Annotated in this window: 16 protein-coding genes and 1 pseudogene; 5 read left to right on the plus strand and 12 right to left on the minus strand. The window is 61.1% G+C overall.

All coding sequences use genetic code 11. The features are described 5' to 3' along the window. Positions 1-111 precede the first annotated feature (111 nt). Positions 112-1,551, plus strand: a complete 1,440-nt coding sequence (gene cls / locus AB4N85_RS21590) for a cardiolipin synthase (RefSeq protein ID WP_460065783.1) — start codon at positions 112-114, stop codon at positions 1,549-1,551. 10 nt (positions 1,552-1,561) lie between these two features. Here the strand turns inward: cls and cfaB are convergent, their stop codons facing one another. The 5 genes and pseudogenes from cfaB to hflK (AB4N85_RS21615) form a co-directional block, all read right to left on the minus strand. After that, positions 1,562-2,749, minus strand: a complete 1,188-nt coding sequence (gene cfaB, locus AB4N85_RS21595; protein WP_460065785.1) for a C17 cyclopropane fatty acid synthase CfaB — start codon at positions 2,747-2,749, stop codon at positions 1,562-1,564. Between the two features lie 177 nt (positions 2,750-2,926). Further along, on the minus strand, positions 2,927-4,837 hold the full coding sequence (locus AB4N85_RS21600; RefSeq protein ID WP_252868502.1) for a cation-translocating P-type ATPase: 1,911 nt from the start codon (positions 4,835-4,837) through the stop codon (positions 2,927-2,929). Further along, entirely contained in the window at positions 4,834-5,883 is a 1,050-nt protein-coding gene (hflK, locus tag AB4N85_RS21605; RefSeq protein ID WP_056791024.1) for a protease modulator HflK, read from the minus strand. Before hflK (AB4N85_RS21605) ends, AB4N85_RS21600 begins: the two co-directional genes overlap by 4 nt. Then, a pseudogene (gene hflC, locus AB4N85_RS21610) lies at positions 5,880-6,924 on the minus strand (protease modulator HflC). Before hflC ends, hflK (AB4N85_RS21605) begins: the two are co-directional and overlap by 4 nt. Further along, on the minus strand, positions 6,921-8,882 hold the full coding sequence (gene hflK, locus AB4N85_RS21615) for a protease modulator HflK (RefSeq protein ID WP_460065789.1): 1,962 nt from the start codon (positions 8,880-8,882) through the stop codon (positions 6,921-6,923). Before hflK (AB4N85_RS21615) ends, hflC begins: the two are co-directional and overlap by 4 nt. A 210-nt stretch (positions 8,883-9,092) precedes the next feature. Here hflK (AB4N85_RS21615) and lpdA point away from each other — a divergent pair, with 210 nt between their 5' ends. Beyond that, positions 9,093-10,493, plus strand: a complete 1,401-nt coding sequence (lpdA, locus tag AB4N85_RS21620; protein WP_056791033.1) for a dihydrolipoyl dehydrogenase — start codon at positions 9,093-9,095, stop codon at positions 10,491-10,493. Positions 10,494-10,593: 100 nt separating this feature from the next. Here lpdA and AB4N85_RS21625 read toward each other — a convergent pair whose 3' ends face one another. Then, on the minus strand, positions 10,594-11,067 hold the full coding sequence (locus AB4N85_RS21625; protein ID WP_056791036.1) for an Lrp/AsnC family transcriptional regulator: 474 nt from the start codon (positions 11,065-11,067) through the stop codon (positions 10,594-10,596). A gap of 146 nt (positions 11,068-11,213) precedes the next feature. Between AB4N85_RS21625 and AB4N85_RS21630 the strand changes: the two genes are divergently transcribed. Continuing rightward, a complete protein-coding gene (locus tag AB4N85_RS21630; protein WP_252868505.1) occupies positions 11,214-11,843 on the plus strand; it encodes a LysE family translocator in 630 nt (209 codons plus the stop codon). Here the strand turns inward: AB4N85_RS21630 and AB4N85_RS21635 are convergent. From AB4N85_RS21635 to AB4N85_RS21660, 6 genes are all read right to left on the minus strand, one after another. Beyond that, positions 11,840-13,975: a tetratricopeptide repeat protein gene (locus AB4N85_RS21635; protein WP_252868506.1), complete on the minus strand. Its 2,136-nt coding sequence runs from the start codon at positions 13,973-13,975 to the stop codon at positions 11,840-11,842. The genes AB4N85_RS21630 and AB4N85_RS21635 overlap by 4 nt on opposite strands. Then, positions 13,962-15,146 carry a DUF3142 domain-containing protein gene (locus AB4N85_RS21640; RefSeq protein WP_252868507.1) on the minus strand — a complete coding sequence of 395 codons (1,185 nt, stop codon included), beginning with the start codon at positions 15,144-15,146 and terminating at the stop codon, positions 13,962-13,964. Before AB4N85_RS21640 ends, AB4N85_RS21635 begins: the two co-directional genes overlap by 14 nt. 136 nt (positions 15,147-15,282) lie before the next feature. After that, a complete protein-coding gene (locus tag AB4N85_RS21645; protein ID WP_095181181.1) occupies positions 15,283-16,122 on the minus strand; it encodes a class I SAM-dependent methyltransferase in 840 nt (279 codons plus the stop codon). Continuing rightward, entirely contained in the window at positions 16,116-17,270 is a 1,155-nt protein-coding gene (locus AB4N85_RS21650; RefSeq protein ID WP_460065795.1) for an acyltransferase family protein, read from the minus strand. The genes AB4N85_RS21645 and AB4N85_RS21650 overlap by 7 nt, the downstream gene beginning before the upstream one ends. Beyond that, the gene (locus AB4N85_RS21655) at positions 17,267-18,568 is read right to left on the minus strand and encodes a glycosyltransferase (RefSeq protein ID WP_460065798.1); all 1,302 of its coding nucleotides are present in this window, start codon (positions 18,566-18,568) and stop codon (positions 17,267-17,269) included. The genes AB4N85_RS21650 and AB4N85_RS21655 overlap by 4 nt, the downstream gene beginning before the upstream one ends. Further along, positions 18,562-20,139 (minus strand): glycosyltransferase, encoded by a 1,578-nt coding sequence (locus AB4N85_RS21660; RefSeq protein ID WP_460065800.1) that lies wholly within the window; start codon positions 20,137-20,139, stop codon positions 18,562-18,564. Before AB4N85_RS21660 ends, AB4N85_RS21655 begins: the two co-directional genes overlap by 7 nt. 427 nt (positions 20,140-20,566) lie before the next feature. Here AB4N85_RS21660 and AB4N85_RS21665 point away from each other — a divergent pair, with 427 nt between their 5' ends. Together AB4N85_RS21665 and gmd are read left to right on the plus strand one after the other, a co-directional pair. Continuing rightward, complete coding sequence (locus AB4N85_RS21665) at positions 20,567-21,481, plus strand: GDP-mannose 4,6-dehydratase (RefSeq protein WP_353187312.1); 915 nt, start codon at positions 20,567-20,569, stop codon at positions 21,479-21,481. After that, positions 21,478-22,449, plus strand: coding sequence for a GDP-mannose 4,6-dehydratase (gene gmd, locus AB4N85_RS21670; protein ID WP_105704732.1), 972 nt, complete (start codon positions 21,478-21,480; stop codon positions 22,447-22,449). The genes AB4N85_RS21665 and gmd overlap by 4 nt, the downstream gene beginning before the upstream one ends. Positions 22,450-22,452: the final 3 nt, after the last annotated feature.

The following is a 22,452-nucleotide window of genomic DNA, read 5'->3' on the forward strand; positions in this document are numbered from 1 at the left end:
GTGGCCGTTAGACGCCGGCCGATTGTGTCGGTTCATGCGCCGATTAAATAGAGACATTCGCCGCAGAACATGGTCTGTTAAGCATTGCATCTCGCGGAGCAAGGCTGCCCCATGGATTTTTTCGGACCGCACATTTTCGGTTACCTGATCGCCCTGTTGCACACACTCGGTTCGATCGCTGCAATCCATGCGGTGCTCACCGTGCGCACAGCGCAAGGCTCGATCGCCTGGGCATTGTCGTTGATCTTCATTCCCTACTTCACGCTTATTCCATATCTGGTATTTGGTCGCAGCACCTTCGATGGCTACATCAAGGCCCGGCGCCAGGCCAACGAGCAGATGCGCCTGGCCATTTCCGAACTGAACTGGCGTCCGTGGGTGGAGGAAGCCCTGGCCGCTCGCGCTTCGAGTGCCTACGCCTCACTGCGCGCGATGCCGAAACTGGGGCGCATGCCGTGCCTGGCGAACAACGAGGTGCAACTGCTGGTGAACGGCACCGCGACCTTCGATGCAATATTTCAGGCGATCGAACAAGCCAGGGAGGCAGTGCTGGTCCAGTTCTTCATCATTCACGACGATCGGCTCGGCCAGCGCTTGCGTGATCTGCTGTTGAAGAAAGCCGCCGAAGGCGTGTCGATTCATTTGCTCTATGACCGCATTGGCAGCCATGCCCTGCCCCATCATTACGTGCAAGCGCTGCGTGATGCCGGCGTCGAGGTCAAAGCCTTTGCCACGCGCAGTGGCTGGCTCAACCGCTTTCAGGTCAACTTCCGCAACCACCGCAAAATCGTCGTGGTCGATGGCGTAGTCGGTTTTGTCGGCGGGCATAACGTCGGCGATGAATACATGGGTGAGAAACCACCGCTGGCGCCATGGCGTGACACCCACGTCAAAGTCCGCGGGCCGGTGGTGGCCTGCATGCAGGAATCGTTCGCGGAAGACTGGTTCTGGGCTGCTCGTACCCTGCCGCCGTTGATTCTTCCGGATACGTACCCGGAGGATGGCGTGCTTTGCCAATTGCTCGCCAGCGGCCCGGCGGACGCCTACGAAACCTGCTCGCTGTTTTTCGTCGAAGCCATTCACGCAGCAACGCAACGCGTATGGATCACCAGCCCTTACTTTGTCCCGGACGAAGCGGTGTTCGCGGCATTGAGGCTGGCGGTTTTGCGTGGTGTCGATGTGCGCCTGCTGTTGCCGTCACGGCCTGATCACCGCATTGTCTACGCCGCCTCAAGCCTGTATGCCTTTGAAGCGGTACGGGCCGGCGTTAGGGTGTTCCGTTATCGACCGGGTTTTCTGCACCAGAAAGTGGTGTTGATCGACAGCGAAATCAGCGCCATCGGCAGCGCCAACCTGGACAATCGCTCGTTCCGCCTGAATTTCGAAGTGATGTTGCTGACCGTCGACAGTGAGTTCGCCGCCGCCGTGGAACACATGCTCAATGACGATTTCGCCCAGGCCGATGAGGTGGCCAAAGAAGAAAGCCGGGAGATCCACCGCCTGCAACAGGTCGGCATGCGGATCGCCCGGCTGATTTCGCCGATTCTCTGAGCGCCCCGCTTCAGGGGTGGTAGATGTCGTCGCGGGTCCAAGGCAGCTCGTGGCTGCCATCCGGATGCGCTTTCACAGCGAGGATCTGATGCAGATTGATCCAGCCCCGCGCGAAGGCATAAGCGCAACCGGCCAGATACAGACGCCAGATACGCAGTGCTTGCTCAGGCACCAGTTTCGCCGCAGCTTCGAGGTTGTCCTCCAGTCGCTCGCTCCAGTGATCGAGCGTGCGCGCGTAATGCAGGCGCAGGCTTTCGACATCGACAATTTCCAGTCCCGCTTCACTGATTTCGGCAGAGATCATCGCCAGATGCGGTAACTCGCCGTTGGGAAACACGTATTTTTCGATGAAGTTGCCTGCGCCGCGTCCAACCGGGCGGCCGTCGGTGTGCTTGGCGGTAATGCCGTGGTTCATTACCAGGCCGCCCTCCTTCACCGCACCAAACAGGGTTTTGCAGTATTCGGCGAGATTGGCGTGTCCGACGTGTTCGAACATGCCGACGCTGACAACCTTGTCGAAGCGGCCGTCCTGGGGCAAATCGCGATAGTCGAGCAATTGCAGTTCGACCTGATTGTCCAGCCCTTCGGCTTTGACTCGCTCCTGCGCCAGGGCCAATTGTTCCTTGCTCAAGGTAATACCAAACACTTTTACGCCAAACTCTCGCGCCGCATATCGCGCCAGACCACCCCAACCACAACCGACATCCAGCAGATATTCGCCCGGCTGCAAGCGCAGCTTGCGGCACAGATGGCGGAATTTGGCTTGCTGAGCCTGTTCGAGGGTTTCGCTGCCGGTTTCGAAATAGGCACAGGAATACGCCATGTCGCTGTCCAGCCACAGCTGATAAAAGGCATTCGACAGGTCGTAATGATAGGAGATGGCTTTGGCGTCGGTGTCCTTGTCGTGTTGCGCGCGCACCGGCTGACTGTCTTCGTCTTCGTCGAGCAGCGCATTGCTCAACTCATCGCAAACCCGGATGACCTCGCTGATAGAGCCCTCCAGTTCCAGTTTGCCTTCGACGAACGCCGCACCCAGCGCATCCAGGCTTGGGTGGGTGAATTGAGTGACCATCTGCGGGTCCTTGACCACGATGGTTACGCTGGGCGTCGGCCCCAGATTGAACTCGTGGCCGTCCCAGAGTCGCAGGCGAAGCGGTAACTGCAGGTTCTGCAAGGCCGGTGGAAGTTGCGCGAGCATGGAAAATCCCCCCTTGTTTCAGACGTCTGATCTGAGGGTAGACCAACCTTGAAAAATAGCAGGCTATCGATTCGATCGGCCTCGTCTATCGTGATCGGCACATCGGCTGAACGCCACAGGCGACGTGCCTTACGATAGATGACTGCCTGCGCACTCGGCGGTTCGATGAATTTTCTTTCATTTAGCCTGAGGGTCGAGCCTGAGCAATGGCTCCTGAAAGCGCAGCAAACGTCCGGCGTTGCCCAACACCAACAGGGTGCTCAGGTTATGCAGCAGAGCCGCGATCATCGCCCCGGCCGCGCCAAGCCAACCGAACGCCGCGAAGACCACGATCGCCATGGTCCAGCCGAGACCGATGATCACATTGACCTGCAAAGTATGCCGGCACTGACGACTCAAGCGCACGCAAGTACCGAGGCGACGCAAGTCGCTGCCGATCAACACGATGTCCGCCGACGCCAGGGCAATGTCGGCCCCGCCAGCGCCCATCGCCACACCGACCACGCCGGCCTTGAGCGCGAGTGAATCGTTGATGCCGTCACCGACCACCATCGGGCGGAAGCCGTGATCGATTTCCTCGAGCACGCGATTGAGTTTGTCCTCCGGTAGCGCTTGCGCCTGCACTTCGTTCAGCCCGACTTCCTGCGCCAGGGTTCGCGCGACGCTCTGGCGATCCCCCGTCAACAGGAGCTGGCGTCCCAGCCCCAGTTCACGCAATTCGCTCAAGGCAAAGCGTGCTTCGGGTTTGATGCTGTCTGCTAGCAGCAGCCAGGCGAGGAATTCGCCGTTAAAGGCTAACCCGGCAATCGGGCCATCGTGCTCAGGAACGAGGGTAGTTGTGATGCCCAGTTGCGCGAACAACTCTGGACGACCGAGCGCAGCTTCGCCCTGCTCTGTCGTCGCCACTACGCCCAGGCCTTGGCGCTCATGGATGTTGCTCAGAGGCCAATACGCTTCCTGATCAACCAGCCCAGCGAGTGCCCGGCTCACCGGATGACTGCTTGCCGCGCCAAGACTGGCGGCCAGCACCTGCACTTCTTTGGTGTCCACACTGAGGCTGTCGATCGACTGCAAACGCAAGGTGCCGTACGTCAGCGTGCCGGTCTTGTCGACCACCAGCGAGGTCAGATCGGCGAGTTCTTCGAGGAACGCCGAGCTGCGAATCAGAATCCCGTGACGCGCGGCGACGGCGACACCGGCAATCGCCGTGGCCGGCGCCGACAGCACCAACGCACACGGACACGCCGCCACCAACACCGCGAGCATCGCCTGTGCATCATGGGTGACGAACCAGGTCACCGCCGCCAGCAACAAGACCAGCACCATGTAGTTGCCGGCATAGCGTTCGAGCAATCGCGTGATCGGCGGTTTCGAGCGCTCGGCGTTTTGCATCAGGGCTATGACTTTGCCCAGGGTGGATTCGTCGCCGGTACGGGTGACTTCGACGCGCAGCAATCCATCGAGGTTGATCGCGCCGCCGAACACCAGCATGCCGACGCCAGCTGACACCGGTACCGACTCACCGGTAATCGACGCCGTATCGAGACTCGCCTGGCCGGACAATACCCGACCGTCCGCCGGCACCCGATCACCGGCCCGCACCTCGACAACATCGCCAGCGCTGAGCGTGCCGTTGTCCACTTCGATGATCGAACCGTCTGCTTGCAGCTTGCGCGCATGGCTGCGGGTCAACTGGCCAAGCGCATTAATCGCTTCCTGGGAGCCGATGACGCTGCGCTCCTCAAGCACATGGCCGAAGATCATGATGATCGGCAACAACGCCGCAGTGAGCAGATCACCGGTTGCCCAGGCACCGAGCATGGCCAGCGCAATCAATTGATCGGTAATGCCGTGCAGGCTTGGATAACGCAGGCTGTACCAGGCCGAACGCATTACCGGAACCGCGACGAGCAAAGAAGCGAAACCCAGCAGCAGTTGGCTGACACCGATTTGCTCCGGGAGTATCCAGCGCCAGACCAGCCCCAGACCCAGCAGCCCGAGCGCAAGCATCGCCAGGGTCAATTGGCGCGCGGCGCGACGTTGTTCGGCCGAGGACAACAGACTTGGAGCAGCGGTGGTCGCGGTCATTGACTGGCCCCTTGAATGATCAACCGGGAATCGTCTTTCGGATTGACGGTGGTGACCGACCCGGCCTGACCGAGGATCTTCGGTATGCGCTCGCGATACAGACGCAGGAGCATTTGCGGGTCGGCAGACTTGGCCAGACTCATGACGGTTGCGGTATCGGTTGAGGCTTTTGCAAGACGCTCGCCTGCCTGCGCGTGAGCCACCTGGAGCGTGCGGTCTGCCTGTTCGTTGGCGGACTGGGCAAGTTTCTCGGCATCGGTGCGCGCGTTAGCCACTGCTTTGTCAGCCTGCTGACTGGCCGTTAGAACCGCATTGAAAGCAGTGATCGCTGGCTCCGGCAGACTCGATTGCACATCGACCCGCGACACCTCGATACCTATGCCCTGCCCGCTCGCCTTCAGTTCAGCGAGACGCGCGTTGATGCCTTGCACCAGATCACCGCGCAATCGCTCACGGTGCTCGGCCGCCTGATTGTCGGCGCCGATCAGTTCCGGGCGAGCGACCAGAATGGTGTCGAGGTCTCGCGCGGCGGTCAGTGCCACGGCGCTGCGCGTCACCAAGCGATCGAGTGCTGGCAGCACGTGTTCGCCCTGTAACACGAACGCATAGGGATCGGAGACTTGGTAAAACACTCGCACGTCCAGTTGCACTACGCCGGCGTCACCGGTCAATAAATAACCAGACCCGGCGAGTGCATCGCTCAATGGCGTAGCGAAGGACGCCACCCGGTCAGCCGTCAGCGCCTCGTCACTGCGCAACAGATTTTCCACTCGGCGCTCAATCATCCGATCCGCCGCCGGCAACAGAATCACCTGCTCAAAAGGCTGCGGCCACGCCCATAACAGTCCGGCATTCTGAACGCGATCCAGCGCGCCGAAGTGCAGCACCACGGCGCGGTCCTGCGGATCAATCTGCCGGACATTCGAGACCGCCCATGCTAATGCGGCCAAAACAGTGATCGCATACAAGGCGATGAAGGTCAGACGGCCGGCCTGAATCCACGGACTGTTCAACGCATGTGTTCCACGTGGAACTTCTTCGCTCATGGTTGCGATCCGGCTTTGTTGTCGAGCGTCGGTGGGCCTTCGACCAACACACGGAACGGCGCAGCATCGGTGCGCAGAATCAGTTTGGTTTCCGGTGTGACAATGGTGCCGAGGGTATCGAGCGAGCGGAGCAGGTTGTAAAGCTGCGGCGAGCTGGCGTAGGCGCGACCATAAATCTGCGCAGCCTCGACTCGCGATTGCGCTTCAATGTCAGCGGCTTTCACCGTTGCATCAGCCTGGACGATTCGCGCATCGCGCTCGGCGGCGGAGCGAATTTGCGCCGCTTCGCGTTTGCCGATCGCTGTACGTTCCGTAGCAATGGTTTCACGCTCGGCGCGCATGCGATCGACGGTTGCACTGAGCGTGACCGAGGGCAAAGTCAGCCGCTCGATACCGACCTGCACCACGCGCACGCCATAAGTGGCGAGCAACTGTTGGTCGATCTGCTGACGCAACTGCGCTTCAAAATCGCCGATGCGCACTTGTTTGGCATCAGTGTTGACCAGATTGGCCAGATCGAAACTGCTGGCCGTGGTCTCCAGTGCCGAGCCGACAAAGGTGCGAATCTGCCGCGCCGCTTCATCCGGCTGATTCTGCACGGCACGCATGAAACGCTGCACGTGTTCAGGGTCACCCTGCACCTGCCACGCCACGTAGGTCTGAACGATGGATGCGCAAACCGTCCTTGGTGCCGACGTCCTGCAAACCACTTGAGGTGGTACGTAGACGCAAGTCCACCGGAATCGCTGCTTCGAACGGCGCAGGCCAGCGCCAGCTCAAACCGGGATCAAGCAATACCCGCGACGGATTTCCGAAACGGGTGATGACCGTGGCTTCGCCGGAGCGCACTTGCACCAGACTCGCGGCGGCAATGGCAAACGCCACCAGCAACGCAGCCCAGCCCATACGCCGCCACGGAAATGGTCCGGCCGCTTGCGGATCGCCGTGATGGTGGTGATGACCATGATGATGGTGATGCCCGCCGTGGCCGTGGTCGTGGCCGCTGTGGTCGTGAACGTCATGAACAGGCGACTGGCTCAATGGGTGGCTCCTGGTTGAGCGGTGGTACGGGCGGGCGACGGATCAGTCGGCAGTGTGAAAGTACGCAGATCGATGGTTGGCGCATTTGCGCTCCCGCCAAGTCGATGGTCGAGCACCAGCAACCTCGCTTTACTCAAGCCCTGACTGAGCTGGCTGAGATATTGCTCCAGCACAAAAGCCTGGCCAGCACTGGCGAACGCTTTCTGCTCGGCGCTGAATTTCAGGTCTGCCGTTTGCGCAGCGGCACTGATCTCCCGCGCATTTGCCGTTGCCTGATCCCGCGCCGCGCTCGCCTGCAACTGCGCCTCGTTAGTGGCCTGCGCAGCCGCCCCGCGTTCGCGAGCGATCAACGCCTGCGCGCCGATCTGCGCCGCTTGCACACTGTGATAGGCATTCGCCGCGCCGGCCGGTGGATGAATCGCTTCGACGACTGTGGCAAGGATCTCCACGCCACTGTTCAATCTGTTCAGATCGCTTTGCACCGCGCGACCGATTTCCTCGGCCAGCCCTGTCCTGTCGTCGCCGAGCAGACCGTCGAGGGTGCGCGAGGCAAAATCGTGAACCAGAATGCGGCTGGCGGCGCTGCGAATCAGCGTCGGTACATCGGCGCTGTTATAGGTCGCGGCGAGCGCCGCCTCGTCGTTCAAACCGATGCGATAAACGAAGCGCACGTCCATGTTGACGATTTGCAGGCCCTGTTGCGCGCCGCGGCTGCTGGCGATGACCTGGGATTTGTCGTTGACGTGGCTGGCGTCCCACAAACGGTTGGCGGTCAGCGGCGCCGGGCCTTCAGCGGAATCGGACTGCACGGCGATTGGCTTGTCGCCGACACTGGTTGCCAGTTCATGGACCACGCCGTTTTCAACGGAGATCACACGCCCCAATGGCCAAGGCAACCCGCTATGCAAACCCGGGCCGAAAACCTGTACCGGTTTACCGAAGCGCTCATAGATGCCGCGACCTTGCAGGGGAATTTCATGTACGCCGGTCAGCAGCCAACCGCTAAGGGCGACCACCGCCAACACTGGCAACAAGGCCCGGCGCATGTAACTGAAGGCCCAGATCTGGCGCAAATCGATGCCGAAACGGTTGTGCATTTCATGCTGTAACGCCAGCCACGGCTGCGGCGGCCAACGCAGCATATCGGCGATAAAACTGCGCGCCAGCAGGGTCGGTTCGAGTTGTTCGCGGCGCGGGCTGAAAACAGACAGCACTGCGCGCAATAACAGTTCGATGGCAACCAACATCGGCAGGATTGCGCTGAATACCGCAACACGCGCCGGCCAGACTGCGTCTTCGCTGGCAAACAACAGACACAGCGCACCGATCAACAGAGTGATGATCACCACCCGGATCAGTTGTGCCAGCGCAGCCGCTTCCGGCCACTGCGCCGGCGGTTCCTGCGCCAGTTGCCGCTCCAGCACCAGCAGGGCAAACGCCAGCAACAACGCCAATGCCGCACCGATGCTCGCCGACAGCCCCAAGGCCGCCGCAGGCAACGTGAGATTCCACACCTGCTCAATACCAAGCAGAACCAGCAACGCCCAACCGCCGAGCCACAACGTCGGCGCGCCGATTTGTCCAAGCAGATGGCGGCTCTGCTGACTCAAGCGCTCCAGAAGCCTTTCGTACCAGCCCTCGGCTGCGCCGCCCTCTTCCACGACGGTCGATTGCGAGGCGGGCGGATGCATCACCCGCGCGCGCCATTGCGTCACCCACCACGCCGATTGCAACCCGGCGACCAGTACCAGCAACGCCGCGCTCTGATTGACCAATAACGATAACCACAGGGACTGCGGCGCAAACAGGCCGACGAAAAACGCCAGCACCCAGCCCAAACCGGCCAATGCGCCGAGTCCATAAGCCAGCCGACGTAATTTGCGTGACTGCGCATCTGCTTGCTGAAAGCGCGGCAGCCCGGTGACTGGCGTGGCGTCCAACTCAAGATCGACTTGCATAACACCCCGAAAATGTAGGCTCAGCGTTCATAGCGTTACGATATAACGGACACTGTGAAATATTCGTACACAATTGCTTCCATTCAAAGATGCCGCAGCTGTCGCTTGCCTGAAGCCTTGACCGAAATGTTCGACGAAGCTCATATTACGCACATAATTTTTATCGCGACTAACCTTGGCTATCCCCATCGAGCAATCTGGAGCAAGCGCATGAGCAACTATGATGTGGTAATTCTGGGCGGCGGCCCCGGCGGTTATAACGCGGCGATCCGCGCCGGCCAGCTCGGGCTCAAGGCCGCTTGCGTCGAAGGACGTGCAACCCTCGGCGGCACCTGTCTGAACGTCGGTTGCATGCCGTCCAAAGCCTTGCTGCACGCGTCGGAGCTGTACGCCGCTGCGGTGGGGACAGAGTTCGCCAATCTCGGCATCGAGGTCAAACCGACGCTGAACCTCGCGCAGATGATGAAGCAGAAGGACGAAAGCGTCGCCGGCCTGACCAAGGGCATTGAGTTTCTGTTTCGCAAGAACAAAGTCGACTGGATCAAGGGTTGGGGCCATATCGACGGCCCGGGCAAAGTGACGGTGACCGACGCCCAAGGCAACAAGAGCGAGCTCAGCGCCAAGGACATCATTATTGCCACTGGTTCCGAGCCCACTCCCCTGCCCGGCGTCGAGATCGACAACCAGCGCATCCTCGATTCCACCGGCGCGCTGTCATTGAGTGAAGTACCCAAACATCTGGTGGTCATTGGTGCCGGGGTGATCGGCCTGGAGCTGGGTTCGGTGTGGCGGCGACTCGGCGCGCAGGTCACCGTGGTCGAATACCTTGATCGGATCTGCCCCGGCGTCGATGGCGAGGCCGGCAAGACCTTGCAGCGCGCACTGAGCAAACAAGGCATTGCCTTCAAACTGAGCTCGAAGGTCACCAGCGCCACCAGCTCCGCCACAGGCGTGCATCTGAGCGTCGAGCCTGCCGCCGGTGGCACGGCTGAGCTGATCGAAGCCGACTATGTGCTGGTGGCCATCGGGCGCCGGCCGTACACCCAGGGCCTGGGGCTGGAGAACGTCGGCCTCAGTACCGACAAACGCGGCATGCTCGCCAACAAGCAACATCGCACCGAAGCCGCCGGGGTCTGGGTGATCGGCGACGTCACGTCCGGCCCGATGCTCGCGCACAAGGCTGAAGACGAGGCCATGGCCTGCGTCGAGCAGATCCACGGCAAGGCTGGCGAGGTCAATTACGCGCTGATCCCCAACGTCATCTACACCCAACCGGAGCTGGCCAGCGTCGGCCAGACCGAAGAACAGCTCAAGGCCGAGGGCCGCGCCTACAAGGTCGGCAAGTTTCCCTTCACCGCCAACAGCCGGGCGAAGATCAATCACGAAACAGAAGGCTTTGCCAAAGTCCTCGCCGACGAGCGCACGGACGAAGTGCTCGGCGTGCATCTGGTCGGGCCGAGCGTGAGCGAGATGATCGGCGAGTTCTGTGTGGCGATGGAGTTCAGCGCCTCGGCCGAGGACATTGCCCTGACCTGCCATCCGCACCCGACGCGTTCGGAAGCGTTGCGGCAGGCAGCGATGAATGTCGAGGGGATGGCGACGCAGATGTAGGTTCCAAACCTTGCCGCCGTCTTCGCGAGCAGGCTCGCTCCCACTTTGGAATGCGTTCCCCCTGTGGGAGCGAGCCTGCTCGCGAATGGTGCCACCCGGTCTACAGCGGCAGATGCCCCAACGGCAACGCCCCCGGCGCTTTCACCGTGTGAATGGCAAAGTTGCTGCGAATATCGCTCACACCCGGAAGCTTGAGCAGATGGCCGCTGACAAAGCGGTCATAAGCGCGCAAGTCAGGCACCACTACCTGCAACAAAAAGTCCGATTCGCCGGACACCAGAAACGCCGAGACCACCTCGGGCAATGCAGTGACGGCGGCATAAAAAGCCTCGGCGCGTTCTTCGTTGTGCCGCTCGACCTTGACCCCGACAAACACCGTCAGCCCCAGCCCGACTTCATCGCGATCCAGATTGGCCTGGTAGCCTCGAATCACCCCCGCCTCTTCCAGCATGCGCACCCGCCGCAGACACGGTGAGGCCGACAGGCCGATTTGTTCCGCCAGCTCGACATTGCTCAGGCGGCCGTTGCGTTGCAGCGCGGCGAGAATCTTGCGGTCATAGGCGTCGAGTTTCATCTTTGGCAGATCCCGATAGTCTGACGGTTGAAAACCAGCAGGTTATGCCAAAGCTGTGAACAATTGAAGCCGACTACGCAAGCACCTGCCCTACCGTCTCGCTCTAGACTGGCGCGAGTAAATCGACATCGAAAACGGGGTGTGATGTGGCAAGTCTTTGGCTGTTTATTCTGACGCTGGCTGTGGTTCTGCTACTGCCGGGACCGGACATGATCCTGCTATTGCAAACCGGTGCGCGGCAAGGTCGCGGTGCGGCGCTGGCCACCGCACTGGGCCTGGCCATCGCCCGCGCCTGTCACGTGGCACTGGCAGCATTGGGGCTGGCGGCGCTGTTCAAAACGGCGCCGTGGACTTTTGACGTGGTGCGCATCGCTGGCGCGGCCTATCTGTTGTGGATCGGTATGCAGTGTTTGCGCAGCTCGCTGGTACCGCGTCTGCAAAACCAAAAGCAGGCACCTGTTCCCGGCCAGTGGCGCGATGCGATCCGTCGCGGTTTGCTGACCAACCTGCTCAATCCCAAGGCGTTGCTGTTCTGCTCGGTGCTGCTGCCGCAATTCATTGTCAGTCACGGCGCGCCGGTGCTGAGCCAGTTTGCCGTGCTTGGCATGGTGCTGGTCGCCGTCGGTCTGCTGTTCGACAGCGTGGTTGCCCTGACTGGCGCGGCACTGGGCCGTTGGCTGCAACACAGTCCAACCGCCCAGCGCGTTCAGCAATGGTTGTTCGGCAGTCTGTTGATTGGCTTCGCCGTACGCCTGAGCTTTATTCAACAGGCCTAGCCTTTGCGCACCTTGCGCTGACGACGGGTGATCAGCAGTAACGCGATGGCCGCGACTACGACGATCGCGCCGATCTGCACCGGCCACTTGTACGGCCGCAGCGTTTCACGCACGGCATCGGTCACCTGGGTGACGTAGCGCTTGTCGGCATTTTCGAAGTCCGGGTACGGGCATTGATTGCCGAAGTCTTGCGCCCACGGCACATAAGGACCTTCCTTGACGTAGCGCTGATACAACGCACTCTGGTCCTCAAGGCTGCTGTTCCAGCCGGCCGCGTTGCACAACACGGCGGCAAACGCCTGACTGGTGTGCGGCAGGTTATCGGCGGCGCGACTGGCCAGTGCCGTGGCGACGAAACGATAGTGATAACGCTGATCCGGTTGCGCGGCGCTGGCCTGTTGGCGCTGCACTTCCGCCGTGGAAATCAGCGGGCCGACATCCAGCTTCGTGCTCTCCAGCGTGTAATTGCCACCGAAGGTGGCGTAATCAGGGGCCATCTCATAACCGAGGATGTCCATGCCCCACTCCCGGGCCGTCCATGCGGCGTTGTACAACGCACTGGCGCGTTTGCTCGGCCACCACGCCGACTCGGCCTTGAGCCGTTGCTCGCCATAGAGCCGGGCCTTGTGCTGCAGATCGTCACTGGCGAAATAACCGACCGCTTCCTCGTAACGTCCCTCACGCAGCAAGCGCCGACCGAGCAGATTGCGCAGATTGGCGGCCACCGACAGCGGCACATAGTTATCGCGCTCTTGCTGCGTCAATGGCGGCGGTGCCGGCACGTTCTCATCGACGTACCGCTTGAGCTCATCGACCGTCAGCACCCGCTCGGCAACGGTGGCGGCATCGAACCAGTAAAGGCTGTTGCTGCGATACAGCTGCACGAATGCTTGCAGGTATTCGCCGCGTTGCAGCGCCAGGATCGCGCTTTCGCCTTCCACCCGACATTTGGGCTGCACCGTTTCAAACGCCCAGTCCGGCGTGCGGCGATATCCCCAGTCTTCATTCTGCGGAAAGGCCTGGGCGGCTTTGGCGTAGGCGGCAGCGGCGGCAGTCGTGTCGCCGTCACGCACTGCCAGTTTTGCCCGCAGCCACCAGGCCAGTCCGCCGTCCCCGGCGTTTACCAGAAAGGCCTTGGCAGACGCGTAGTCGCCCTGTTGATAACTCATCGCCGCCAGTCGATCGGCATTGTTGAGGCTGCCACGGGTGCTGCTCTGCAACAGCGTTACCAATTTCTTTTCGTTGGCCGGCTGCTCGCCAAATGACCAGCCTTGGCGGCTGACCAGCGACGCCGTGACCAGTTGCTGCACTGCTGGCTGCTGCAGCAGTTTGGCCAGTTGAGATTCCGGCAATTCGGCCAGCTCGTTCATCAGTTGCTTGAGCGAGGTATAACCGACGGCCGAACCGTGCAGGTTCTGTGCTTCGTACAGTTCGATGGCGCCGCTCCAGTCGCCCGCGCTGCGCAACACCCGTGCCTCTTCACCGAGGCTGGCAACGCCCAATTCCAGCGGATCGCTGAAGCCGTCGATGCTCAGTTGCCGTGCCTGGCGGAAGGCATCGCGCGCCTGCTCCAGCGTTTCGATGCGGTCGTGCGCCCCGTTGCTCATGGCGAAGGCAATGCGCCCGAGGGAATACGCCGCCCACGTGCTGCGCAACGGACGCTGGTCCGCCGGCAGGGCCAGCACCTTGTTGAAATACTCACTGGCCAATTGATGATCACCGGTGGCAAAAGCCACCGCGCCGGCAACGTACAAACGGATTTCCACCGGCAGACTGGCGCCCTGCTCCTCGGCCTGACGTGCATCGCTGAGCCCGCGCAGTCGCTTGACCACGGCGTATTGCTCAGCGCTCAGGCCCACCTGCTCAGCCTGTTCGCGCGCCAGCTCTGACGCGTTGTCTTCGGCATAGTCGTTGGGGTTATGGGTCGCCGCGGTGACGTTTTTCAGCCCGGCAATGGTTTTACCCAGGCGACTGATTTCGAAGCTGAAGCTGCCCTCGGGCAAATCGGCCAAGGTCTGCGCGCGGTTGTCGAGCAGGCGCATCGGGAAGTCCGGGCCGCAGGCCAGCGCCGAACCCAGCGGCAGGCTGAGGCTCAGGCAGAGCAGATGGCGGGGCCAGTTACGGGTCAACATGCGAACCTCCTTGATCAATATGTGCACAACGCGCCCAACCGACAGCGCGCTGTCCGCCCGCCGGCAAGCGGCCGTCACGCAGGCGGGTGAAGGTAAGCAGATTGGCACTTTGTTGCAACGAGTAACCGGCGAGCGCATCGGCGCCTGCACAATCCTGCGCCTTCAGCGTGATTTGCGCGGGCCACGGACTGTCGAGATTGCCGCGGTTATCGAGCTGGATGTCATAGAGTCCGCCCTGCTCTTTGAATGACAAGCGCAACTGACTGTTCAGCACATCGCCCCGCGCCACGGCGCGCAAAGTAGTCAGGCTCCAGGCGCGACGATCGTTGGTCAGCGGCAAGCGAAACCAGATCAGCCCGGCGAGATGCTCGGGCGGATCCTCGCGCAAGGTTTTGGCCAATTGGCTGAGTTGCTGCGGATCGGCGAGCAATTCCCGGCGCTGCCCGCCGCGCTCCAATTGAACTTCGCTTTCCACTATCGGCGCGCCACCGTCATCGCTCAATAGCGCAACGCCGTAGGCCGGCAGCGCCAGATAGAACGGTTTGTCGCTGACATGTGCCCAGGCCTTGGCCCACTTCAACGCCTGCCTGGCGTCGAAAAGACCCAGTCGCGGATCGCTCACGGCGTGGACTTGCAGCACGCTGCTGTCGACGCTCTGCAACAGCGCCGGCAAGTGCGCGCTGTCGAGCCAGGCCGGCAGCGCGGTGATGCTCAAAAGCAACGATGGCGGCAAGGTCGCGCGCAGATCTTTGAGCAATCGGGCATACGCAGGCAGCCGTGCTGTACCGGCGTCGTGATCGATCTCGACGCCGCTCAACGTGAGGCCTTGCGCCTGCCAATCGGCGATGACTTGCAGAATCTGCGCGGTGACCTGCTGCTGGTCCAGCGACTGCAGCTGGCCATCGAGGCGAATCACTGCAATCAAAGGGCGGCTATCGGCTTTCAACAATGCCGGATCAACCCGCGCTCTGCTCCACCGTTCGCCGGGAAAGGCCTGCAATGCCAGCACGCGCAGCGTCGAGAAATCATCGCGACTGTCACGCAAGGCCGGTTCATGCGCAGGCGTCCATTGGCGCTGCCAGACGTAGAGTTGCTGGTCGAGGGCCGGCGCGACGTGTTGCTCGCAACCCGCAAGCAAGACGCCAAGGAACAGACACACAATCAACCGCATACCTTGAAAATCCCTGAAACCACAGGGCTGCAAGGTTACACAAAAACCGTGTAGGAGCTGACGAGTGAAACGAGGCTGCGATCTTTTGATCTTGCTTCAAGACTCCAGATCAAAAGATCGCAGCGTGCCGTAGCGCCTACAGGGATGCCGCAGGCTTGCGCGCGATAATCACCTGACTCTTGGCCACCACCGCATCCAGCGCCTGCTTGATCTGCGCGCCGCGCGGGGAATCCAGCACCGCTTGCCAGGTATTGGCCCAGTGCTCGAGCATCGGGTGATCGGGGTTGCTGAGATCGACCTTGGCTTCCCAGAACAACATCATCCACATCGACCAGTAGAAGCCATATTTACTGTGGCTGATGATCTCCAGCCCGGCGTCGCTGACCATGGCCTTGAACTGGTCTTCGCTGATAATGCGTATGTGATTGGGTTTCTGGAAATACTCCGGCGCGGCGATGTCCTTTTGCAGGTCCTCGGAGCTGGGATGCGGCACGCTCAGCAGATACAAAGCGCCCGGCTTGCCGACACGCACCAGTTCGGCGAGAAACTGCGCGGGATCATCAACGTGCTCGATCACCTCGGTGGAGACCACACGCGTCGCCGTTGCGTCGGCGATCGGTAGCGGGTTGCAGTCGGTAATGTGGCATTCGATGTCCCGGGCCGGGGTGTCGCTCAGGCGCTGGCGGGTGGCTTCGACCTTGGCCGCATCGATATCGGCAAGAATGATCTTCGCCCCACGCATACCGCAGAAGTGCACGTTGCCGCCATCACCGCAGCCGACATCAAGCAACGTATCGTCGGCACTCACAGGGAATCCCGTGTACAGCTCGTGGGTTGCCTGGTTGTACCAGCCGCTGAGTTTCGCGTCGTAAAGGCCGAGCGAGTACGGATCAACCTTGTCGGCAACCGCAGCGACCGGTTCTGCCGCAGTTTGCGCAGGCGTTGTCGCCGAGAGTTTCTTCAAAAAGCTCAGCATGAGGTGGCTCCGGGTGAGGTAACAGCAATTCGGGAGGAACCGAGGCGCTTGACCAGTGCAGCACCGCGATTGCGCATCGGCATTTCGACCACGCGGTAGTTGAGTTCGCTGAGGAGCGCGATCAGGCCAAAGGCAATCAGCATCGTAATGATGGGATGTCCGGCGGGGCTCGGCAGGCCACTGCTCTGCAAGCGAAAGATCAGTTCACGCACCAATAGATACGCCGGAATGTGAATGAGGTAGATACCGTAGGAGCGGCTGCCGATCCATGCCAGCAACCGCTGCAAGCGTCCGGCAGGCATCAGGTAGTCACGGTTGTACGAGGCGATCCAGACCAGCAGCGCACTGAGCACGGCGATCGAACCGATCCGATAATTGGCCAGGGTAAAACGGTCGGTGGTCATGAAGCTCAACAGCGCTCCAATGACCATCAACGCTGAAATGCCAAGCCATGGTCGGCGCAAGAACGAGGGCTGCCAGCGCTGAAAACCCGGCTGCGCACTCCACATCGCCAACAGCACGCCAAGGGCCAGCGCATCGGTGCGTACTACCATCAGCAAAGGCGTGCGCACAGTCAGAATCTGCACCGCCACCAGCGCCAGCAATGCCCAGACCAGGTGTCGGCGAAACAACAGGATCAGCAACGGAAAGAGCAGGTAGAACTGCTCCTCCAGCGCCAGGCTCCAGTAGACGAAACTGCTGCCGTATTCGTATTGGAAAAAGCTGTCGGCGAAGCGGAAATTGGCGTATTGCAGTACCCCGGCCAAGGTCGCCTGAAGATTGGCGGACAGCGTACCGAACGCACCGGACCGGTTGAAAAACATACAGGCCAGCAGGATCACCGCCAGCCATAACCAGGCCGAAGGCAACAGGCGAAAAGCCCGGCGCAGCCAGAAATGGCGCACCTGTTGCCAGCGCTCCTGGCCCGTCGTGCAGCCTTGCAGCACCGGGATCAAGCTGCGGGCGATGACAAAACCGGAGATCGCAAAAAACAGGTCGACGCCCCACCACGTCTGCGCCCATTCGTGGATCCGGGCAAGCGACGGCACCGGGTCAGTGAACAGATTGTCCGGCAAATGGTGGAACAACACCGCGAGCACCGCGACCGCACGCAGGACTTCAACGTCCATGATGCGCTTGGCGTTCATGCTTGGGGAGCTTCCAAAGCAGGCGCACGATGCTCGAACAACTGCGTCAGAAACCCTCGCAAACGCTGTTCAGCCACAGCCTGGCTGCAGAACGCCTGCAAACTGTCGACTGCCTGCGCGGACATATCGGCATAGCGCTGCGGCTGGTTTTTCGCGACATCGTAACTGGCCCGATAGGCCTCGCATAACGAGGTCCAGTTGGTCACGTAACGCAGGGTTCGAAAGGCCTTGCGCGGGTCGTGAGGCCAGGCTGTCAGCTCATCCGTGGACTCGATGAGAAAGGCATTCGCGGTGCTCAGGTAATCGATCATCGCCGTGGTACGCGGCGCCACCGCCGGCTTGCCGCAGGACATGAACTCCATCAGCGGCAGGCACTGACCTTCGCCGTAGGAGGTGTTGACCACGTACCGCGTGGCCTGCACCAGTTGCTCGTAGTCCGGATCGGCGAGGTAACCGTAGATCAGAACGATGCGGCAGCGGTAAGACTGGTTTTTGTACAAATGATGGAGGATATCGCTGAGCGCTTCTTCGGCGTCGTGGTGAGTGAGCTTGAGCACCAGCGTCGCGTCTTCGAGATCGCGAAAACTAACGCAAAAAGCGCTGAGCATGTCTTCCCAGTTCTTGCGCCCGTCACCGGGATTGAACACCGAGGTATAAACCACTCCGTCAAGCACCAGCGTCTGCTCGGAGGCCGGCGCGGCGAAGTCGATGCCGTCGCCGCTGCGCAGGTGCGCCGGCCCGAATGCATTCAGATTGAGGGTGCGGCTGTCCGCGACCAGACCTTTGATCGTCAGGCTGTAGGCGGTGGCCAGGGCTTGCTCGGGCATTTTCGCGCCACGGGCAGCAAAGCGGTCCCAGACCGGCGCCGGCACCGCGACGATCGGGTACTCGGCACCCATCGCCTCGTGCACGGCATTGACCGTGTAGCTGGAGTGGGTGATCGCTGCGCCACAGGCATGCAAGACGCTACGCCAGTCATTGCGCGGCTCGCCCGCAAAGGCTTCATTGGGGATCGTGCTGAACTCCCACGCAAACACCGGCAGCGTCGGACAGGCCAGGTGAACGGGAGTGCGATGCGGCGGCGAGAACGACAGAAACACGCAGGGCTCGCCACGGCTCAGACATTCCAGATACAGAGCATCGACTTCTGTCTGCGGATCGGCCACTTCCACGACCCGACCGATGCGTTCGAGCACCGGACGATACTCCTTGAGCACGAAGTAATAGCTGTACTCCGAACGCCCGAGGTTCTGCGCAATGGTGTGCCGGTTGGTTTCCGAATGAATGATGATCAGCATGAGGCGTTATCCGTCACAGGCGCAGCATCGGTGGGGCCTGCTGTCAGCGCAAAGAACTCCGCGAGCCGTTTGCGCACCGGCGCGAAGGCGCAGTATTGCTGCATGCGCGCGACGGCGGCGGCAGACATCCGCTGATACTCCTGCGGCCGGGCCTTGGCCATTCGATAGCTGTTTTCGTAGGCGCTTTTCAGCGAGCCCCAGTCGGGGCGGTGCCGCAGCGTGCGGTAGATGATCCGCGTGTCCTGCGGCCAGATCGTCAGCTCTTCACTGGACCTGACCACGAACGCCACCGAGTCATCGATGTAATCTTCCATCGCCGTGTGATCGGGGGCGATCACCGGTTTACCGCTGGACATGAACTCCATCAAGGGCAGGCACAGCCCTTCGCAGCGTGACGCGTTGACGTAGAAACTGGCCGCCTGATAGAGCCTGGCGTACTGCGCGTCGTCGAGGTAACCGTGCATCACCACGACCCTACAGGCGAACGGCGTGAGTTGCGCCAGCAGGGTCATCAACTCGCTGTAATAGGACGCCAGATCATTCTGGGTAATCTTGAGCACCAGCGTCGCGTCGGGCGTTTCGCGGAACGCCCAGCAGAATGCGCTGATCAGTCGATGCCAGTTCTTGCGGCCATCCTTGGGATTGAATACCGAGACGTACACCACACCCTCGACTGTGGTTTCGACCACCGATGAGGTGTCCGGCAGATCGAGTGGCGCCGGTTCGATCACGGGCACCGGCGCAGCGCCGCACACCTCAGGCCAACGCTGTTGCAGCCAGCCATGCAAAGCGTCCGGCAGCAGATCGCGAATGCCCTCCCAGTACCAGTTGTGCAGAAATTTCACCCGTGGCACTGGTTCCACCTGCTCGTGTCCCAGATCCAGCACCCACAGGCGCAGATAATGTCGAGCAATGACCAGTCGGCGTTTGAACGTCAACGGTGGCGGGCGCGCGGCTTCAATTGCTGCGGCCAGTGCAGCCTGCTCTTCAGGGCTGATTGGCGTTGGGATCAGCGCATCGGCTGACAGGCCGAGGGTGCGTGAATCGAAAATACAGCCCTTGATCGCCAGTGCAGTCCCGGGATTGACCGGCATAGGTTGGTGTTGCTGACGAATCGTTGCGAAGCTGTCCCACAACGGCGTCGGCAAAACCAGCACCGGGAACGCTTCGCCCATGGCGCGGCGGATGGCCGCTGCCGTGTGGCTCGACAGAGTGATGACCCGGCCGTGGCGCGCGAGCATGCGTGTCCAGTCCTGACGCGGATCGTCGTCCCATTGTTCATTCGGGATCGAATCGAACTCCCAGGCCACCACGCAGATCGTCGGGCATTCCAGATCAACCGGGGTCTTCTGCGGTGGGGTGAAGGACAGGAACACACTGTCTTCACCTGCGGCGAGCAATTGCCGGTAAATCACATCGACGTCGGCGACAGATCCGGCCACGTGCACGCGCCCCAGGCTTTCCAGCACCGGGCGATAGGCTTTGAGGACAAAGTAATAGCTGTATTCCGGACGCCCCAGACTGGCACTGATGGAGCTGTCGTTGACGTCCGAGTAGAGAATGAAATTCATGGCATCCCACGATGAAGCGCCATCCCGGCGACTTCATGCTATGACGGCCGCGCGTCGGATCGGGTCGGCAGGGCCGGCACTCGTCCGTCATCATCGGGCACGTCTCTGTTCTTGTTTTAGTGGTCAGTTTCACCCCGCGTCGCGGCGTCCGGAAAACAATCGGCCAACTCGCGACGAAGGCCATTCTAAACACATCCATCGCGAGTCCGGGAACCGCCGGGCGAGAATAAATCGGACTATGCTGACGAGAACTGACCAGTCACGGTTTGCCCGGTTGAAATTGCCGAGCAATTGGCACAGATTGGCAACCAAACAACTACAACAACGGCTTCGCCTGCTGTTTCACCGGATATTTCCTCCGGTCTGACAGGGCTTTCCTCAAAGCGTGCAAGGAAAGCGGCGCGAGTCATGACCAAGGGGTCGCTGTTTGAAAAAACGTCTGTTCGTCACGGGCCTCAGCGGCTTCGTGGGACAACACATTCAGTCTCGTCTGGCGTCGCCGGGCTCGTCGTGGGAGCTGCTGCCTGCCGCATCGGCCTACGACCTTACGAACGCCGACAGCCTCATCGACCTTTGGCCCGAGATGCCGGATGCAGTCATTCATCTGGCCGGACAGACCTTCGTGCCGGAAGCCTTTCGTGACCCGGCCCGCACCCTCGACATCAATCTCTTCGGCACCCTCAATCTGTTGCAGGCGCTCAAGGCTCGCGGCTTTGCCGGGACGTTTTTGTACGTCAGCTCCGGCGACGTTTACGGGCAAGTCGGCGAGCAGCACCTGCCGATCACCGAGCAACAACCACCGCTGCCACGCAATCCGTACGCGGTAAGCAAACTTTCAGCGGAGTTCCTCAGTTTGCAATGGGGCCTGAGTGAAGGCTGGCCAGTGCTGGTCGCACGCCCGTTCAACCACATCGGCACCGGGCAAAAAGACAGCTTCGTCATCGCTAGCGCAGCCCGGCAGATCTGCCGCATCAAACAGAGCCTGCAAGCACCGCAACTGCAAGTCGGCGATATCGACGTGACCCGCGATTTCCTCGATGTCGGCGATGTGATTCGCGCGTACTTCGCATTGCTGGAAAACGGCACACCGGGGCAGGTCTACAACATCTGCTCGGGCCGCGAGCAAAGCATTCGCAGCCTGATCGAGCAATTGGCCGATCTGGCCGAAGTCGACGTTGAACTGGTGCCGGATCCGGCGCGCATGCGTCGCGCCGACCAGCGCCGCGTCTGCGGCAGCCACGCAAAACTGGCCAACGCCACAGGATGGGCGCCAGCCATCACCACACAACAATCCCTGCGGGCGATCCTGTCCGACTGGGAGATGCGAGTACGACAACAATGACAAAAAGTGCACTGATTACCGGGATTACGGGCCAGGACGGCGCCTATCTGGCCAAACTGCTGCTGGACAAGGGTTACAAGGTTCACGGCCTCGTTGCTCGACGCAGCAGCGATTCACGCTGGCGCCTGCGCGAGATGGGTGTCGAAGCCGACATTGTCTACCTCGACGGCGACATGGCCGATGCCTGCTCGGTGCAGCGTGCGGTAATCAAATCGGCACCGGACGAAGTCTACAACCTCGCCGCACAGAGTTTTGTCGCCGCCTCCTGGGATCAACCGGTGACCACCGGCATCGTCGATGGATTGGGCGTGACACACCTGCTCGAAGCGATCCGTCAGTTCAGTCCGCACACGCGTTTTTATCAGGCCTCGACCAGCGAAATGTTCGGCCTGATCCAGGCTGAGCAACAGGACGAGAACACGCCATTCTACCCGCGCAGCCCTTACGGCGTAGCCAAGCTCTACGGCCACTGGATCACCGTCAACTACCGCGAAAGCTTCAACCTGCACGCCAGCAGCGGCATCCTCTTCAACCATGAATCACCGCTGCGCGGCATCGAATTCGTTACCCGCAAAGTCACTGACGCTGCCGCGCGCATCAAGCAGGGCAAACAGCACGAGTTGGCTCTTGGCAACATTGACGCCAAGCGCGATTGGGGCTTTGCCGGCGATTACGTCGAGGCCATGTGGTTGATGCTGCAACAGGACAAACCCGACGATTTTGTGGTCGCCACGGGCGTCACCACCACCGTGCGCGAAATGTGCCGCATTGCCTTCGATCACGTCGGCCTTAACTACCGTGACTACGTGAAGATCGACCCGGCGTTTTTCCGCCCGGCCGAAGTCGAAGTGCTGCTCGGCAACCCGGCCAAGGCCCAGCGTGTGCTGGGCTGGAAACCGAAAACCGACCTGGATACCTTGATCCGCATGATGATGGATGCGGACATGAAACGCGTCGCCAAGGAGTAGGCC

The sequence above is a fragment of the Pseudomonas sp. H1_G08 genome (assembly GCF_054681355.1).

What these genes read in the sequence shown, in the direction of transcription:
- cls (WP_460065783.1), top strand. Translation starts at nt 112, where the DNA reads ATGGATTTTTTCGGACCGCACATTTTCGGTTACCTGATCGCCCTGTTG.
- cfaB (WP_460065785.1), bottom strand. Translation starts at nt 2,749, where the DNA reads ATGCTCGCGCAACTTCCACCGGCCTTGCAGAACCTGCAGTTACCGCTT.
- AB4N85_RS21600 (WP_252868502.1), bottom strand. Translation starts at nt 4,837, where the DNA reads ATGACCGCGACCACCGCTGCTCCAAGTCTGTTGTCCTCGGCCGAACAA.
- hflK (WP_056791024.1), bottom strand. Translation starts at nt 5,883, where the DNA reads ATGAGCGAAGAAGTTCCACGTGGAACACATGCGTTGAACAGTCCGTGG.
- hflK (WP_460065789.1), bottom strand. Translation starts at nt 8,882, where the DNA reads ATGCAAGTCGATCTTGAGTTGGACGCCACGCCAGTCACCGGGCTGCCG.
- lpdA (WP_056791033.1), top strand. Translation starts at nt 9,093, where the DNA reads ATGAGCAACTATGATGTGGTAATTCTGGGCGGCGGCCCCGGCGGTTAT.
- AB4N85_RS21625 (WP_056791036.1), bottom strand. Translation starts at nt 11,067, where the DNA reads ATGAAACTCGACGCCTATGACCGCAAGATTCTCGCCGCGCTGCAACGC.
- AB4N85_RS21635 (WP_252868506.1), bottom strand. Translation starts at nt 13,975, where the DNA reads ATGTTGACCCGTAACTGGCCCCGCCATCTGCTCTGCCTGAGCCTCAGC.
- AB4N85_RS21640 (WP_252868507.1), bottom strand. Translation starts at nt 15,146, where the DNA reads ATGCGGTTGATTGTGTGTCTGTTCCTTGGCGTCTTGCTTGCGGGTTGC.
- AB4N85_RS21645 (WP_095181181.1), bottom strand. Translation starts at nt 16,122, where the DNA reads ATGCTGAGCTTTTTGAAGAAACTCTCGGCGACAACGCCTGCGCAAACT.
- AB4N85_RS21650 (WP_460065795.1), bottom strand. Translation starts at nt 17,270, where the DNA reads ATGAACGCCAAGCGCATCATGGACGTTGAAGTCCTGCGTGCGGTCGCG.
- AB4N85_RS21655 (WP_460065798.1), bottom strand. Translation starts at nt 18,568, where the DNA reads ATGCTGATCATCATTCATTCGGAAACCAACCGGCACACCATTGCGCAG.
- AB4N85_RS21660 (WP_460065800.1), bottom strand. Translation starts at nt 20,139, where the DNA reads ATGAATTTCATTCTCTACTCGGACGTCAACGACAGCTCCATCAGTGCC.
- gmd (WP_105704732.1), top strand. Translation starts at nt 21,478, where the DNA reads ATGACAAAAAGTGCACTGATTACCGGGATTACGGGCCAGGACGGCGCC.